We start from the raw sequence: 17,662 nt of genomic DNA on the forward strand, positions 1-17,662 counted from the left end.
TAGATGCCCGGCAAAACCGACACTCAGCGTGGAAAGTGAATGCGCAGAGAGGAGTGAGGGGTGAAAGGCCCCTGAGCAGGGGCCTTGATATCACCGGGACAATTACAGCGACTTAGTAAAGGTACGGGTAATCACGTCTTGTTGCTGTTCTTTGGTCAGCGAGTTAAAGCGTACCGCGTAACCTGAAACACGAATCGTCAATTGCGGATATTTTTCCGGATGCTCCATGGCGTCCAGTAACATTTCGCGGTTCATGACGTTAACGTTCAGGTGCTGGCCACCCTCAATCGACGCTTCATGGTGGAAGTAACCGTCCATCAACCCGGCCAGGTTAGCTTTACGCACATCATCATCTTTACCCAAGGCATTCGGGACGATAGAGAAGGTATAAGAGATACCATCTTTCGCGTAGGCAAACGGCAGTTTGGCAACAGATGTCAGCGAGGCAACGGCACCTTTCTGATCGCGGCCATGCATCGGGTTGGCACCTGGGCCAAACGGCGCACCGGCGCGGCGGCCATCCGGGGTGTTACCGGTTTTCTTACCGTACACCACGTTGGAGGTGATCGTCAGCACGGATTGCGTCGGTACCGCGTGACGGTAGGTGCGCAGCTTCTGAATTTTCTTCATGAAGCGCTCAACCAGGTCACAGGCGATGTCATCCACGCGGGCATCGTTGTTACCAAATTGCGGGTATTCACCTTCGATTTTGAAGTCCACGGCCAGGCCATCTTCATCACGAATAGTAGAGACTTTGGCATATTTAATGGCAGACAGGGAGTCAGCCGCAACGGACAACCCAGCGATGCCGCAAGCCATGGTACGGTAAACGTCACGGTCATGCAGGGCCATCAAGGCCGCTTCATAACTGTATTTATCGTGCATGTAATGGATGATGTTCAGGGCAGTCACATACTGTTTTGCCAGCCAATCCATAAAGTGATCCATCCGATCCATCACTTTATCGTAGTCCAGTACTTCATCCATCATCGGCGCTTCTTTCGGGCCGACCTGCATTTTCATTTTTTCATCCATGCCGCCATTGATGGCATAAAGCATGGTTTTCGCCAGGTTGGCGCGGGCACCGAAGAACTGCATCTGTTTGCCGACAATCATCGGGCTGACGCAACAGGCGATGGCATAGTCATCATTATTGAAGTCCGGACGCATCAGGTCATCGTTCTCATACTGAACGGATGAGGTGTCGATAGAGACTTTAGCGGCGAATTTCTTGAAGTTCAGCGGCAGTTTTTCAGACCACAGAATGGTCATGTTCGGCTCTGGGGACGGCCCCATGGTGTAGAGGGTGTTCAGGAAGCGGAAGCTGTTTTTGGTGACCAGCGTACGGCCATCCACGCCCATCCCTGCCAGGGACTCTGTGGCCCAGATCGGGTCGCCGGAGAAGAGTTCATCATATTCCGGCGTACGCAGGAAGCGCACCATACGCAGTTTCATAACCAGATGGTCGATCAGTTCCTGTGCCTGCTGCTCAGTGAGTTTGCCGGCTTTGATATCACGCTCAATGTAGATATCCAGGAAGGTAGAGACACGGCCAAAGGACATCGCCGCGCCATTCTGGGATTTTACTGCTGCCAGATAACCGAAGTAAGTCCACTGTACGGCTTCCTGAGCGGTTTTGGCCGGGCCGGAAATGTCATAACCATATTTGGCAGCCATCTCTTTGATCTGACCCAGTGCGCGGTGCTGTTCAGCAATCTCTTCGCGCAGCTGAATGGTCATTTCCAGATCTTCACCGTTTTCCAGTTTTTCCTGCAGGGATTTGAACTGAGCAAATTTGTCTGCCATCAGGAAATCGATGCCGTACAACGCAACGCGGCGATAGTCACCGATAATACGGCCACGGCCGTAGGCATCCGGCAGGCCGGTCAGCACGCCGGATTTGCGGCAGCGCAGAATGTCCGGGGTATAGACGTCAAACACGCCCTGGTTGTGGGTTTTACGGTAGTCTGTGAACACTTTTTTCAGTTGCGGATCGAGTTCACGGCCGTAAACCTTGCAGGAACCTTCCACCATTTTGATGCCGCCAAACGGAATCAGCGCACGTTTTAGCGGGGCTTCTGTCTGCAGACCAACAATTTTCTCCAGGTCTTTATTGATGTAGCCGGCATCGTGGGACGTAATGGTCGAAGCAATATGGGTATCAAAATCTACCGGCGCATGGGTGCGGTTTTCAATTTTGACCCCTTCCATGACATCGGCCCACAGGGCAGTGGTGGCATCCGTTGCGCCCGCCAGGAAAGACTCGTCACCTTCATACGGGGTGTAGTTTTTCTGGATGAAGTCACGGACATTGACCTCATGTTGCCAGTCACCGTTGCGGAAGCTTTCCCATGCGGTTGCCAATTTTTGATTAAGCTCGGACATTATGCACCTACCTTAAGATGTGAATTTCTTTGTAAACCCGGTGTAGTGATGCTGAACAGCTAGTGATGGGCATCACCACGCAAATAAATCGCCCAGTACGTCAACCCGACCAGAATGCCGCCGCCGATGATATTGCCAAGGGTCACCGGGATCAGGTTGTCGACAATAAAATGGCTGACGGTCAGATGTGAGAATTGATCAGGTGTTGCCCCCACCGCTTGCCAGAACTCGGGTGTAGCAAACTCTTTGATGACAATGCCGAGGGGAATTAAAAACATGTTGGCAATGCTGTGCTCAAAACCGCTGGCGACAAACATGCCGACCGGTAATAACATCGCGAACATTTTGTCCATCAGGCTGCGGCCGGAATAACTCATCCACACCGCCAGACACACCATCAGGTTGGCCAGGGTGCCGAGGCAGACGGCTTCAATAAACGTGTGGTGCATTTTATGGTCGGCAGTCTGAAGCACATTCAGCCCCCACAGACCATTTGCAACTTTATGTTCGCCCGCATACCAGATAAGGGCCACAAAGAAGAGCGCCCCCACCAGGTTACCCAGGTAAACGTTAATCCAGTTACGGGCTAACTGACCCCAGGTAATCCGTTTGCTGGCTTTCGCGACCACGATAAGCACCGTGGAGGTGAACAGGTCAGCGCCACCGACCACCACCAGCATCAGCCCTAATGAGAAGCAGAGCCCGCCAACCAGCTTGGCAAACCCATAGGGTACGGCGGCAGTGCCGGTTGTGGCGGTAATATAAAAAACGAAGGCAATAGAAATAAACACGCCGGCAGTAATCGCTAAATAAAACGTTGTCAGCGGGTGTTTTGTTGCTTTATATACGCCTGCATCTTCGGCCACTTTTGCTGCGGCGGGCGGAAGAAGAAGATCGAAGGGATTCTCAGCTTTCACACTAACTCTCTCTGATGGTTAAGACAGTGCAAAGAGATACTAACAAAGCAGTATAGTAGAAAAGTTGATTTAGATCATAATACGTGGGGAGATTGCACCTGCGTTGTATATTATACAAGCAATTTTTAATTTATCTTTTTGATAGATAAGAAGAAAAAAAATTTTAATATTTATATTAATTTTTGATGATGGTTTGAGGTGATGCCCAATAAAGTTGATATTTATGTGCTATTGTTTAATTCATAAAATAATGTGCAGTATATTTTCATCATTTTATTTACTTTGATTTAACTTAAGTAACATTCCTACGGTTTTTTTCTCGATAAATCGTGAAGAAAACGGTAAGCCTCAAAAGAAAACATTCAGAAAAAACAGCTCCGGTAAAAATATTCATTACCGGAGCTGAAGAATCAGCCGGGATCAGAAGAGCAGGTTAATGGGATATGCCCATCGCCTCCTCAGTCTTACGCCCAATAACGACGTTTAGCCTGCTGCAATTTTTCATAAGCAGCCAGCAAGGATTGGTGGGCCGGCAGGGCTTTCAGTTCGTCATCAATGGCAAACAAACCGTGGAAGCGGCTTTCGCCGCTCAAGGCCGCAGAGGCCTGATCCACAGCGTCCTGGCCGTACATCTTCACAAATGCCGCATAATATTGCGCCGGTTCACGCTCCGGTTCCTGCGCCAGCAGCAGCAGGGTTTGCAGGCAGCGATAGTAGTTGCTGCGCTCAGGGGTAAAGACGGAAGCATTGAACTCCTGCGTCCACTCCGCCCAAATCAGTGCCTGATCCAGATCGCCGCCGGCCAGGGCCAGCATGGATTTCAGTTCACCAACGCGCAACGTATACCAGCCGTTATCTTTACCGGTCGCCAGGCCCAGCAGTTCACGTACCCGTGTGAAATCATCCAGGCCTTCATCATCCAGCTCCTCGATCAGCGCCAGGTACTCTTCCTGAGACCAGTCACTGGCCGGCAACGCCAGCAATTTATCCCGCAGGTGAGCGCCCATGCTGTTGTTTGCCAGCAGCAGGTCTTCAGCCGGATAGATATCGGACATGCCCGGCACCAGAATACGGCAGGCGTACACCCCCAGATGCTCATAGTCAGCGATATACACCTCTGCGTCTTCCTGCTGGAAAATGGCCATCAGGGTGGCGAATTCTTCTTCTGTCGTGCCGCTGAAATCCCAGTCAGCGAAGGCGTAATCGGCATCCTGTTTAAACATATCCCAGGAGATCAGACCGCTGGAGTCGATAAAGTGGGTTTCGAGGTTGGCATGTTCTGCTACTTCTTCGTCATCAAACGTCGGCGGGGTAAAGACATCGAGATCCTTCAGGCTACGGCCCTGCAACAACTCGGTGACGGTGCGCTCAAGGGCGACACCAAAGTCCGGGTGCGCGCCGAAGGAGGCAAAGCAGGTGCCGTTAGCCGGGTTGAACAGCACCACGCAAATGACCGGGTACTGGCCGCCCAGTGAGGCGTCATAAGAGAGAATCGGGAAACCTTCCTCTTCCAGCTTGGCAATGGCTTCCACCACGCCCGGATAGCGCGCCAGGACTTCCTGCGGGATTTCCGGCAGGCTGATGGATTCCGCAATAATCCGGTTTTTGACATAACGCTCAAAGACTTCAGACAGCCCCTGGACGCGTGCTTCATTGGCGGTGTTACCTGCAGACATGCCGTTGGAGACATACAGGTTGCCGATGATGTTCATCGGAATATACACGGTATTGAGATCGGACTGGCGGGTAAACGGCAGGGCACAGATGCCGCGCGCTGCATTACCCGATTGGAGATCAATCAGATCACCGGCGGTCAGTGCCTGATCCGGATCATAAAACGCGTGCAGGCGCTCATCCAGAATGCCCTGGGGCAGGCTGTTGTCTTCCGGCAGCGGGAACCATTTTTCATTCGGATAATGCACGAAATCGCCTTCGGCAATCTCTTTGCCCAGATAGAAATCGGCGAAGAAATAGTTGGTCGACAGGCGTTCAAAGTATTCACCCAATGCAGACGCCAGTGCAGCTTTCTTACTGGCCCCTTTGCCGTTGGTAAAGCACAGCGGACAATCGCGGTCGCGGATATGCACTGACCAGACATGGGGAACCGGGTTAAGCCAGGAAGCTTCTTCAATATGGAAGCCCAGATCGGTGAGTTTTTGCTGGAAGCGGGCGATGGAGTCTTCAAGCGCTGCATCTTTGCCGGGAATAAAGGTTTGGGTCATGGGGTTCACTTTTTATCGTACTGAAAACCGCCATAATACGGACTTTTATTCCTAAGCTCCATGAGTTGATGAGGCGGCCGTCGCCGGGAGAAACTGATTATTCTTATGGATTGATAATAGGGATTTTTTATCATAGCGCAGGCTGAGCACCCCGGTGCCTGTTGTTGCCTGCCCGGCAGCGGTGCGGCACGCCTCTCAGCCCTGCACACTTACCATTGCTCTGAAAGGGAAGACATCATGAAAGCATTTGATATTCAACGGATGCTGCTGGACGACGCGCCGGTGGAGTTTTTGGCTGAAGTGGCCGCCCGCAGTTTATTTACCTTTGTACTGGTGTTTATCTTTCTTAAGGTCAGTGGCCGGCGCGGCGTCAGGCAAATGTCGCTGTTTGAAGTGTTGATCATTCTGACGCTGGGGTCGGCCGCCGGGGACGTGGCTTTCTATGATGATGTGCCTTTATTGCCGGTGTTCGCCGTTTTCATTTCCATCATGATTTTTTACCGGCTGGCGACCTGGCTGATGTCCCGTCACCGGATGTTCCAGAATTGGCTGGAAGGCAAGCCAGTGGTGATCGTACGGGATGGCCAGTTTGAATGGCACACTATGAAGAAACGCAATATCACCCACGATGAATTCTTTATGGAATTCCGGCTGGCCGGCGTTGAGCACCTGGGGCAGGTCAGGCTGGCGATCCTGGAAGTCAACGGCGGGATCAGCGTCTTCTTTTTCGAGCCTGAGCATGTCAGGCCCGGCCTGCCGGTAATGCCTGCAGATTACGTCACGTTCCTTCAGAAAGTCCCGGAAGATGATGAGTATGCCTGCCACCATTGCAGCCTGATTCACGCCCTGAAAAAGGGGGAAACCTGCCGCTGCCCGCAATGCGGAAGCGATAAATGGGTCACGGCCCTGACGCACCGCCGCATTGTGTAAACTCAGAACATCCTGCCAAATTATCGTCCTGATAAGGAAGAAGATAAAGGCACAACCGGGGAAGAGTGGGACAGTATAAGCACAGGATCTTGCTGTTGTTTCCCGAAGGCGCTTTCCCGTTGCAGAATAACCGTTGCAGGGCACGGGTTCGAGTGATAAAACCGATAACAGGTTGGTCATACATAACAGTTATCTTAGCGAGTGGTGAAGGGAAATGACTCAGGTTTTCAATTTCAGTGCGGGTCCGGCCATGCTGCCGGTAGAAGTGTTGCGTCGTGCCGAACAAGAACTCTGCAACTGGCATGGGTTAGGCACGTCTGTCATGGAAATCAGCCATCGCAGCAAAGAATTTATCCAGGTGGCAGAAGAATCGGAACGTGACCTGCGCGACCTGCTGAAGATCCCGGCCAACTATAAAGTGCTGTTTTGTCACGGCGGGGCGCGGGCACAATTTGCCGCCGTACCGCTGAACCTGCTGGGTGAGAAAACCACCGCTGATTATGTCGATGGCGGTTACTGGGCCCACAGCGCCATCCAGGAAGTGCAAAAATATTGTACGCCGCATGTGATTAATGCGGCGACCACGCAGGATGGCCGACGCACCGTCACGCCAATGAACCAATGGGATCTGCATGATGATGCGGCCTATGTGCATTACTGCCCGAATGAAACCATTGATGGCGTCGCCATTCATGATATGCCGGACTTCGGTGACAAAGTGGTGGTGGCTGACTACTCCTCGTCCATTCTTTCCCGCCCGATTGATGTCAGCCGTTTTGGCGTTATCTATGCCGGTGCGCAAAAAAATATCGGCCCTGCCGGTCTGACCCTGGTGATTGTACGGGACGATCTGCTGGGCAAGGCAAAACAGGCCCTGCCGTCGATTCTGGATTACACCGTGCTGTCTGAAAATGACTCCATGTTTAACACGCCGCCTACTTTTGCCTGGTATCTGTCCGGCATGGTCTTTAAATGGCTGAAAGAGCAGGGCGGGCTGCTTGAGATGGAAAAACGCAATAAAGCCAAGGCGGAATTGCTGTATGGTGTGATTGATCAGAGCGATTTTTATCGTAATGAGGTGGCTGAAGCCAACCGCTCCTGGATGAACATTCCCTTCCAACTGGCTGATGCAGCGCTGGACAAGGTATTCCTTGATGAGTCTGTTAAAGCCGGGTTACATGCCTTGAAAGGCCACCGGGTGGTGGGGGGAATGCGGGCGTCTATCTATAACGCCATGCCGATTGAGGGCGTCAGGGCTCTGACCGATTTTATGGCAGAATTTGAGCGCCGCCACGGCTGACCCCACGCCGGTGGGGTAGCGCTGGCTGAGAAAAAGATTGTTAACCTGATGATTTTCCAGGAACCCCGGCCTAAAACCGGGGTTCTTTTATGATTGACTTTAGAGAGTGTGTTTTACATGCAGGACTCGTTAACCCTACAACCTATCGCCAAAATCAGTGGCACCATTAACCTTCCCGGTTCAAAGAGCGTTTCTAACCGGGCGTTGCTGCTGGCTGCGCTGGCAAAGGGCACCACAAAGCTCACCAACCTGCTCGACAGTGATGATGTGCGGCATATGCTGAATGCCCTGGAGAAACTGGGTGTGACGTTCCGTCTGTCCGATGATCGGACCTGCTGTGAAGTAGAGGGTAATGCCGGGCCGTTACACCGTGCGGATGGCCTGGAACTGTTTCTGGGCAATGCCGGCACCGCCATGCGGCCGCTGGCAGCGGCGCTCTGCCTCTCGTCAGGCGACATTACCCTGACCGGGGAGCCGCGGATGAAAGAGCGCCCGATTGGGCACCTGGTCGAGGCCCTGCGGCAGGGCGGCGCAAAGGTTGACTACCTTGAGCAGGAAAACTATCCGCCGCTGCGTTTGCATGGCGGGTTTACCGGGGGAGAGGTGTCGGTGGACGGCTCGGTCTCCAGCCAGTTTTTGACGGCGCTGCTGATGACAGCACCGCTGGCCCCGCAGGACACCGTCATCCATATCAAGGGGGAGCTGGTGTCCAAACCCTATATTGATATTACCCTGAATATGATGGCGAGCTTTGGTATCCGAGTCGATCACGACAATTATCAGGTCTTCCACATTACCGGCAACCAGACGTATCAGGCACCGGGCGACTATCTGGTTGAAGGGGATGCGTCTTCCGCCTCCTATTTCCTGGCGGCGGCGGCGATCAAAGGCGGCACCGTGCGGGTGACCGGCATCGGGCGCAACAGTATGCAGGGTGACATTCACTTTGCTGATGTGCTTGAAAAGATGGGCGCCCGGATCACCTGGGGGGATGCTTATATTGAGTGCACCCGCGGAACGTTACAGGGCATCGACATGGACATGAATGCCATCCCTGACGCAGCAATGACCATTGCAACCACGGCACTGTTTGCCCAGGGCACAACCACAATCCGCAATATTTATAACTGGCGCGTAAAAGAGACTGACCGCCTGGCCGCGATGGCAACAGAATTGCGCAAAGTCGGCGCAGAAGTGGAGGAGGGGCACGATTATATCCGCGTCACCCCGCCTGCCAGACTACAGAAAGCAGAGATCGGCACCTATGACGATCACCGCATGGCAATGTGTTTCTCCCTGGTGGCGTTGTCGGACACGCCAGTCACCATTCTGGATCCGAAATGCACAGCCAAAACCTTCCCGGACTATTTTGACCGGCTGGCCTCGCTGAGCCAGCCGGCATAGCGCTGACCAAAACGGGCAAATAATGCCCGTTTTTTTTATCCCGGCCATATTTTGACTATCTTCTAGACTCTCTGAATGTTTGTGGGGTTAATTTTACTCATGGTGTTGCGCAAAGGTAACAGTTCTGCGCAAGGCAGCGTATAATGCTGCACCTGAAAATAGCCTACTGGATAATAAAGCGGGTTTCCCCAATCTAAAGGAGTGAGATATGACGGTCACAGCCCCGGTTATTACCGTTGACGGCCCGAGTGGTGCCGGTAAGGGCACACTGTGTAAGGCGCTGGCAGAGTCACTCGGTTGGCACCTGCTGGATTCCGGCGCTATCTATCGTGTGCTGGCGCTGGCTGCGCTGCACCATCAGGTAGATATTCAGTCTGAAGAGGCGTTGGTGCCTCTGGCGGCGCATCTTGATGTCCGGTTTATCTCGCGCAACGGGCAGATCGAGGTGATTCTGGAAGGTGAAGATGTCAGCCACGAGATCCGCACTGAAACAGTAGGGAATACTGCGTCACAGGCTGCAGCTTTCCCGCGGGTACGCGAGGCGTTGTTGCGCCGTCAGCGTGCATTCCGTGACCTGCCGGGCCTGATTGCCGACGGCCGTGATATGGGCACAGTGGTTTTCCCTGATGCGCCTGTAAAAATATTTTTGGATGCCAGCGCAGAAGAACGTGCACACAGACGTATGCTACAGTTGCAGGAAAAGGGCTTTAGTGTTAACTTTGAACGTCTTTTAGCCGAGATAAAAGAACGCGATGATCGCGATCGTAATCGGGCTATTGCGCCGCTGGTGCCTGCTTCTGATGCCCTGTTGCTTGATTCAACAAGCATGTCCATCAATGAAGTGATTGAAAAGGCCCTGTCACACGCACGGGATATCCTGGCGCTGACGCAAAAATAACAGACCCCGGTCTGACGAATTTTTTACCTTGCTGCCAGGTACGGCGGCAGGGCATGTGAAACAACCCCATCCGGCGGGATGCTAGATGGACGTTAAATTGAAGAATCCTGAAGATTATCAATATGACAGAATCTTTTGCTCAACTATTTGAAGAATCCTTAAAAACCATCGAAACCCGCCCGGGTTCCATCGTTCGTGGTGTTGTTGTTGCCATTGACAAAGATATCGTTCTGGTTGATGCCGGTCTGAAATCTGAGTCTGCTATTCCGGCAGAACAGTTCAAGAACGCCCAGGGTGAACTGGAAATCCAGGTGGGTGACGAAGTTGACGTTGCTCTGGATGCAGTTGAAGACGGCTTCGGTGAAACCCTGCTGTCCCGTGAGAAAGCTAAACGTCATGAAGCTTGGATCACGCTGGAAAAAGCTTACGAAGACGCTGAAACTGTTACCGGTGTTATCAACGGCAAAGTTAAAGGTGGCTTCACTGTTGAGCTGAACGGCATCCGTGCGTTCCTGCCAGGTTCCCTGGTTGACGTGCGTCCGGTACGCGACACCCTGCACCTTGAAGGCAAAGAACTTGAGTTCAAAGTCATCAAGCTGGACCAGAAACGCAACAACGTTGTTGTTTCCCGTCGTGCCGTGATCGAATCCGAGAACAGCGCTGAGCGCGATCAACTGCTGGAAAACCTGCAGGAAGGCATGGAAGTTAAAGGTATCGTTAAGAACCTCACTGACTACGGTGCATTCGTTGATCTGGGTGGCGTTGACGGCCTGCTGCATATCACTGATATGGCATGGAAACGCGTTAAGCATCCGAGCGAAATCGTGAACGTTGGCGACGAAATCACTGTTAAAGTGCTGAAGTTCGACCGCGAGCGTACCCGTGTTTCTCTGGGCCTGAAGCAACTGGGCGAAGATCCGTGGGTTGCTATCGCTAAACGTTACCCGGAAGGCACCAAGCTGACCGGTCGTGTTACCAACCTGACTGATTACGGCTGCTTCGTAGAAATCGAAGAAGGCGTTGAAGGTCTGGTACACGTTTCCGAAATGGATTGGACCAACAAAAACATCCACCCGTCCAAAGTTGTTAACGTTGGCGACGTTGTGGAAGTTATGGTTCTGGACATCGACGAAGAACGTCGTCGTATCTCCCTGGGCCTGAAGCAGTGCAAATCCAACCCGTGGCAGCAGTTCGCTGAGACCCACAACAAGGGCGACCGCGTTGAAGGTAAAATCAAGTCTATCACTGACTTCGGTATCTTCATCGGCCTGGACGGCGGCATCGACGGCCTGGTTCACCTGTCTGACATCTCCTGGAACGTTGCAGGCGAAGAAGCAGTACGTGAATACAAGAAAGGCGACGAAATCGCTGCTGTTGTTCTGCAAGTTGACGCAGAGCGCGAGCGTATCTCCCTGGGCGTGAAACAGCTGGCTGAAGACCCGTTCAATAACTACCTGTCTATGAACAAGAAAGGTACTATTGTTACCGGTAAAGTCACTGCAGTTGACGCTAAAGGTGCTACAGTTGAATTAGCAGGCGGCGTAGAAGGCTACCTGCGTGCATCTGAAGCTTCTCGCGACCGCGTTGAAGATGCAACCCTGGTTCTGAATGTTGGCGACGACGTTGAAGCTAAATTCACCGGTGTTGACCGTAAGAACCGCGTTGTAAGCCTGTCCGTTCGTGCTAAGGACGAAGCTGACGAGAAAGATGCCATCGCTTCTGTGAACAACAAACCAGAAGAAGGTAACTTCTCTAACGCTATGGCTGAAGCTTTCAAAGCGGCTAAAGGCGAGTAATGACGGGGGGCGGCCCTGCCGCCCCGAAACGGTAGTTTAGCTGCAAAGCTTGGAGGAACTATGACCAAGTCTGAACTCATTGAAAGACTTGCTGGCCAGCAATCTCATATTCCGGCGAAAGCCGTTGAAGATGCGGTGAAAGAAATGCTTGAACATATGGCCGGTACGCTGGCTGAAGGTGAACGCATTGAAATTCGTGGATTCGGCAGTTTTTCACTTCACTACCGTGCTCCGCGCGTTGGGCGTAACCCAAAAACCGGCGATAAAGTTGAGTTGGACGGCAAATATGTTCCTCACTTTAAACCGGGTAAAGAGCTACGCGATCGCGCGAACATTTATGCCTGATATAGCAAGGCATAGTGTTATTGCCTTAGAGATGATAAAACGGTGCCTGACGGCACCGTTTTTTTATGAGTAAAACAGCCGGATTGGGAGACGGATTCCACTCTGTCTGCTCTTTTCTGCAACACTGCACTTTCTTTCGCACCTGCCTCGTAATCCTTTTTTCTCTGTTTACCGCCGCTTTTCACTCCGCTGCACACTGCTTGCCTGAACAATTTTTTACGGGCGGGCGTCGCGATTAAACTCTCTCTATCTCATCTTGCCTCAGCATGGGTCATTGGCACCTTGCCATTGATGTGCTTGCCGGAATTGCCGTCATCCTGGGCTGGTGCATTGCTGCTGATCATAGCGGCAGGTTTATGGCGTTTTTACCGGGTGACGGCAACCGCATGGCTGGCGATAGTACTGCTGGCAATGGCATGGGCGCTGATACATGCCCTCGCTGCCTTAACGCAGATAGAAGCGCTTTCCCGGCGTCATGTGGATATTGAAGGCGTAGTAACAGCCATTACCCTGCCTGATCAGCAAAATGACCGGACAACCATCAGGATACAAAAGGCTGAAGGGAAATGGCTATTCCCGCCGGTGACGGTCACCGCATTCTGGCCTCAGGCAGAAACTGCACGATGCGCCGGGCAGCGTTGGCAGTTAAACATGGCATTACGGCCGGTACACAGTCAGTTGAATGAAGGTGGGTTTGACAGCCAACGCTGGGCAATCGCTAATCACCGGCCTTTAGAGGGAAAAGTCCTTAATGCGATACCGGTGGTGACCGAATGCAGCTATCGCCAGCAATTTATCAGCTATATCCAGCGCCATATGCCGAAGAACCGGCATCATGCCATTTTGTTGGCGCTGGCTTTCGGGGAAAGCCGTTTCCTTGATACAGAAACCCGGCGATTGCTGCAACAAACCGGTGTGGCGCATTTAATGGCCATCTCTGGGTTACACATTGCTGTCGCCGCCCTGTTTGGCTGGTGGCTGGCGCGGGCAATACAATTTTTTCTGCCGGTAAAATGGATAGGCTATAGTTTCCCACTAATACTGAGCGGCCTGGTTGCGCTGCTGTATGTTGGGTTATCGGGGGCGAACCCACCCGCCGTAAGAAGCGGGCTTGCGCTGGGGGTATGGCTGGCCCTGCGGCTATTTTCTGTCAGGTGCAGCAGCTGGCAGGTTGGGCTATGGTGTATGGCTCTGATGCTGCTGTTTGACCCGTTGCTGGTGCTTTCCGACAGTTTCTGGCTCTCATGTTTTGCGGTGAGCGCACTCCTATTCTGGTATCACTGGTGCCCGTTGCCGCACCGCTATGCAACCGGCTGGCGTGGCGTAGGGGTGCGCTGGTTCCATCTGCAATTCAGCATGTTCATCTTACTGATCCCCCTTCAGGCCGGCATCTTTGGCGGGTTTAACGCCGCATCACTGGCAGCAAACCTATGGGCGGTGCCCTGGGTGTCCTGCCTGGTTGTCCCTTTGGTGTTGCTGTCATTATCGGTTTCATTCTGGCTCTGGCCAGCCGGGCACCTCTGGACTCTGGCAGACCTCCTGCTGGGTTGGGCGCTGATGCCTTTATCTTCTCTGCAAACTGGCTGGTTTTTTCTGGACAGGCGAGCTCTGTTCTGGAGTGGTGCAGGGTGGTTAGCCGTCATCGCCTGGCGTCTGGGAAGCGTGCGGAATCATATGGCGATAGGCCTGGCGACGCTCTTATTAATCGCGGTCTATATGATGGAACAGCCAGCTGAAACATGGCGGCTGGATATGATTGATGTCGGACATGGCCTGGCGGTGTTGATTGAAAAACAGGGGAAGGGCGTACTTTTTGATACCGGCAACCGTTGGGAAGGGGGAGACAGTGCACAACGAACAATTCTGCCATTCTTACGCTGGCGCAATGTTGAGCTGGAAGAGATCATCATCAGCCATAGCCATTTAGATCATCAAGGTGGGCTGGCGACCTTACAGGCGGCTTTTCCGCAGGCCAGAATCCGCTCTTCCCAGCAGGGACTGCCCAGTTTGCCCTGTCGGCAAGGCGAAACCTGGCAGTGGCGGGGGTTAATGTTTCGTGCCCTGTGGCCCAAAACGCTGGCCGGACAGGCGGGCAATAATCAGTCCTGCGTGGTGGCCGTCAACGATGGGTACCATCAGATCCTGTTGACCGGCGATATCGAACGGGAGGCGGAACAGGCCCTGCTCAGAGAGCAGCGGCCAGCGCTGGCGTCTGTTTTGCTTCAGGTGCCTCATCACGGCAGTAACACCTCCTCCATTGCACCGTTTTTGCGGGCGGTTAATCCTGACGCTGCGATTGTTTCTGCTTCCCGGTTCAATGCCTGGCGCCTGCCCGCTAAAAAGGTCAGGCTGCGCTATCAGAAAAACCGTATCGGATGGTGGGAGACAGCCCGGACAGGGCAGATAAGCGTACTTTTTTCACACGATCGCTGGCAAATAAAGGGCTTCCGTGAACAAATTCTGCCCCGATGGTATCACCAGCGGTTTGGCGTACAGGGGGATAATGAGTAGAATGAGCCGCTATTACTTACGAAGCTGGTTAATTGCATGATGAATGATAAAGATCTCTCCACCTGGCAGACCTTTCGTCGCCTCTGGCCGATGATCACACCGTTTAAAACAGGCCTGATTGCGGCGGCCATTGCACTGATTCTTAATGCTGCCAGTGATACGTTTATGCTGTCGTTGCTGAAACCCTTATTGGATGACGGCTTCGGCAAAGCGGATAACTCAATCTTACTGTGGATGCCGCTGGCAGTGATTGGATTAATGTTAGTCCGGGGTATCACCAGCTTTGTTTCAAGCTATTGTATCTCATGGGTTTCCGGTAAAGTGGTAATGCAGATGCGTCGCCGCCTTTTCAGCCACATGATGGGCATGCCGGTCTCCTTTTTTGACCAGCAATCCACCGGTACCCTGCTGTCACGCATTACTTATGACTCAGAACAGGTCGCTTCCTCCTCATCGAGTGCACTGATTACTGTTGTGCGTGAAGGCGCGTCGATTATCGGTCTGTTTATCATGATGTTCTATTACAGCTGGCAGTTGTCGCTCATCCTGATTGTGATTGCGCCGGTTGTCTCTGTGGCTATCCGCCTGGTCTCCAAGCGTTTCCGTAATATCAGTAAAAATATGCAGAATACGATGGGGCAGGTGACGACCAGCGCAGAGCAGATGCTGAAAGGCCACAAAGAGGTGCTGATCTTCGGCGGCCAGCAGGTTGAAACAGAGCGTTTTAATCAGGTCAGTAACCGTATGCGTCAGCAGGGCATGAAAATGGTCTCTGCCTCTTCCATCTCTGACCCGATTATTCAGCTGATTGCCTCACTGGCGTTGGCATTTGTCCTCTATGCAGCGAGCTTCCCGAGTGTGATGGAGACCCTGACGGCCGGTACTATTACCGTGGTCTTCTCTTCCATGATCGCCCTGATGCGCCCGCTTAAATCCCTGACTAACGTGAATGCTCAGTTCCAGCGCGGTATGGCCGCTTGCCAGACTTTGTTCTCCATTCTGGACATGGATCAGGAGAAGGACGAAGGTACCCGTGAAGTCACCCGTGCTGTGGGAGAGATTGAATTCCGCCATGTAACGTTCAGTTATCCAGGCAAAGACACGCCGGCACTGCGTGATATCAACCTGCACATTCCGGCCGGTAAAACAGTTGCCCTGGTCGGGCGTTCAGGTTCCGGTAAATCGACCATCGCCAACTTGCTGACCCGTTTCTATGATATCCAGCAGGGCGAAATTCTGATGGATGGTCATGATCTGCGTGAATATACCCTGTCTTCACTGCGTCGGCAGGTCGCGCTGGTGTCGCAAAACGTACACCTGTTTAACGACACCATTGCCAATAATATTGCCTATGCCAGCCAGAACCTGTACTCGCGTGAGCAGATTGAGAAAGCGGCGAACATGGCCTATGCGATGGATTTCATCAGCAAAATGGACAATGGCCTGGATACCGTTATCGGGGAGAACGGGGTGCTGCTGTCGGGTGGGCAACGCCAGCGTATTGCCATTGCCCGCGCATTGCTGCGTGATTCACCGGTACTGATCCTGGATGAGGCGACCTCGGCACTGGACACCGAGTCTGAGCGGGCAATTCAGAAAGCCCTGGATGAATTGCAGAAGAACCGCACATCGCTGGTGATTGCCCACCGCCTTTCTACCATTGAGAGCGCAGATGAGATCCTGGTGGTGGAAGAGGGGCGTATCGTTGAACGCGGCAATCACCCGACGTTGTTGGCACAGGGTGGGGCGTATGCGCAACTCTACCGGATGCAGTTTGGCCAATGATAGAAAAGATCTGGGCCGGTCGGTCACCGCTGTATCTGCTGTTATTACCGCTGTCCTGGCTTTACGGAGCCGTGTCCTCACTGATTCGCCTGAGTTACCAGTGGGGCTGGCGTAAAAGCTGGCGGGCGCCGGTGCCGGTGGTGGTGGTGGGAAACCTCACCGCCGGAGGCAATGGTAAAACGCCGGTGGTGATCTGGCTGGTGGAGCAACTCCAGCAGCGTGGCCTGCGGGTAGGGGTGGTTTCCCGCGGGTATGGCGGCAAAGCGGAACAGTACCCGCTGCGGGTAACGCCTGAAACCTCTACCCGGCAAGCCGGGGATGAACCGGTGCTGATTTTCCAGCGCACCGGTGCGCCGGTTGCGGTGGCACCGGTACGCCGTGATGCGGTTCAGGCGCTGCTTTCTGAACCGGTGGATATTATTGTCACGGATGATGGCCTGCAGCATTACGCCCTGCAACGTGACGCGGAGATTGTGGTGGTGGACGGTGTGCGCCGTTTCGGAAATGGCTGGTGGTTGCCGGCCGGGCCGATGCGTGAGCGTGCCGGCCGCCTTAAGCACGTGGATGCCGTCATCACCAACGGCGGCCAGCCTGCGTCCGGTGAAATTGCCATGACGTTACAGGCCGGGCACGCCGTCAATCTGCTTACCGGGGAGCATCGTTCGCCGGAGCAGTTAAAGAGCGTGGTTGCTGTGGCCGGCATCGGCCATCCGCCGCGCTTTTTCGCCACGCTGGAGGCGTTGGGCGTCCGGCCGCATCACTGTGTGGCGTTTGCTGACCACCAGAACTACCAGCCTGAGCAACTGGCTGCCCTGACTACCGGCGATGAGCTTTTATTGATGACGGAGAAAGACGCAGTCAAATGCCGGGCGTTTGCGCAGGAAAACTGGTGGTACCTGCCGGTGAATGCCGATATTCCTGCCGCGCAGGCAGAAAAATTATTAACACTGTTGTCAGGATTAGCCGCAACCTCATCCGGTAAAAAATAGCGTTATTATTTATCGAGCAATAATAGCCACTTAAGCGCAGAAAGACACAACTTTACAGAAATACCCGATTGTTAGTGTGGAAAAACTTGCTATCAATCGGGCTTTATGAGTAAATAGCCGCCTGCCTGTGATGCAGACCTATTTATGAGTATGTGTGACCTACTACAGAGTTAAGCTAAA

12 protein-coding genes are annotated in these 17,662 nt (G+C 53.2%); 9 read left to right on the forward strand and 3 right to left on the reverse strand.

The window, feature by feature from the left end; all coding sequences use genetic code 11:
• Positions 1-102 precede the first annotated feature (102 nt).
• The 3 genes from pflB to ycaO form a co-directional block, all read right to left on the reverse strand.
• Positions 103-2,385: a formate C-acetyltransferase gene (gene pflB, locus JK232_RS12730; RefSeq protein WP_072925817.1), complete on the reverse strand. Its 2,283-nt coding sequence runs from the start codon at positions 2,383-2,385 to the stop codon at positions 103-105.
• A gap of 59 nt (positions 2,386-2,444) precedes the next feature.
• Positions 2,445-3,302 carry a formate transporter FocA gene (gene focA, locus JK232_RS12735; protein ID WP_072925814.1) on the reverse strand — a complete coding sequence of 286 codons (858 nt, stop codon included), beginning with the start codon at positions 3,300-3,302 and terminating at the stop codon, positions 2,445-2,447.
• 464 nt (positions 3,303-3,766) lie between these two features.
• Complete coding sequence (gene ycaO, locus JK232_RS12740; protein ID WP_212589286.1) at positions 3,767-5,524, reverse strand: 30S ribosomal protein S12 methylthiotransferase accessory factor YcaO; 1,758 nt, start codon at positions 5,522-5,524, stop codon at positions 3,767-3,769.
• Between the two features lie 237 nt (positions 5,525-5,761).
• On the opposite strand from ycaO, the gene JK232_RS12745 reads away from it, so the two are divergent.
• The 9 genes from JK232_RS12745 (at position 5,762) to lpxK (ending at position 17,482) form a co-directional block, all read left to right on the forward strand.
• A complete protein-coding gene (locus JK232_RS12745) occupies positions 5,762-6,454 on the forward strand; it encodes a DUF421 domain-containing protein (RefSeq protein WP_072925809.1) in 693 nt (230 codons plus the stop codon).
• Between the two features lie 214 nt (positions 6,455-6,668).
• On the forward strand, positions 6,669-7,754 hold the full coding sequence (serC, locus tag JK232_RS12750) for a 3-phosphoserine/phosphohydroxythreonine transaminase (RefSeq protein ID WP_212589287.1): 1,086 nt from the start codon (positions 6,669-6,671) through the stop codon (positions 7,752-7,754).
• A 117-nt stretch (positions 7,755-7,871) separates the two neighbouring features.
• On the forward strand, positions 7,872-9,158 hold the full coding sequence (gene aroA, locus JK232_RS12755; RefSeq protein ID WP_212589288.1) for a 3-phosphoshikimate 1-carboxyvinyltransferase: 1,287 nt from the start codon (positions 7,872-7,874) through the stop codon (positions 9,156-9,158).
• Between the two features lie 208 nt (positions 9,159-9,366).
• Complete coding sequence (gene cmk, locus JK232_RS12760; RefSeq protein ID WP_072925803.1) at positions 9,367-10,056, forward strand: (d)CMP kinase; 690 nt, start codon at positions 9,367-9,369, stop codon at positions 10,054-10,056.
• 122 nt (positions 10,057-10,178) lie between these two features.
• Positions 10,179-11,852, forward strand: coding sequence for a 30S ribosomal protein S1 (gene rpsA, locus JK232_RS12765; protein WP_072925799.1), 1,674 nt, complete (start codon positions 10,179-10,181; stop codon positions 11,850-11,852).
• 60 nt (positions 11,853-11,912) lie between these two features.
• Positions 11,913-12,197: an integration host factor subunit beta gene (ihfB, locus tag JK232_RS12770; RefSeq protein ID WP_072925795.1), complete on the forward strand. Its 285-nt coding sequence runs from the start codon at positions 11,913-11,915 to the stop codon at positions 12,195-12,197.
• A gap of 234 nt (positions 12,198-12,431) precedes the next feature.
• Positions 12,432-14,708 (forward strand): ComEC family protein, encoded by a 2,277-nt coding sequence (locus tag JK232_RS12775; RefSeq protein WP_338086314.1) that lies wholly within the window; start codon positions 12,432-12,434, stop codon positions 14,706-14,708.
• Positions 14,709-14,744: 36 nt separating this feature from the next.
• Positions 14,745-16,493, forward strand: a complete 1,749-nt coding sequence (gene msbA / locus JK232_RS12780) for a lipid A ABC transporter ATP-binding protein/permease MsbA (RefSeq protein ID WP_072925788.1) — start codon at positions 14,745-14,747, stop codon at positions 16,491-16,493.
• Positions 16,490-17,482, forward strand: a complete 993-nt coding sequence (lpxK, locus tag JK232_RS12785; protein WP_072925786.1) for a tetraacyldisaccharide 4'-kinase — start codon at positions 16,490-16,492, stop codon at positions 17,480-17,482. The genes msbA and lpxK overlap by 4 nt, the downstream gene beginning before the upstream one ends.
• Positions 17,483-17,662: the final 180 nt, after the last annotated feature.

The organism is Nissabacter archeti (assembly GCF_018257325.1).
Classification (GTDB): Bacteria; Pseudomonadota; Gammaproteobacteria; order Enterobacterales; family Enterobacteriaceae; genus Chimaeribacter; species Chimaeribacter arupi.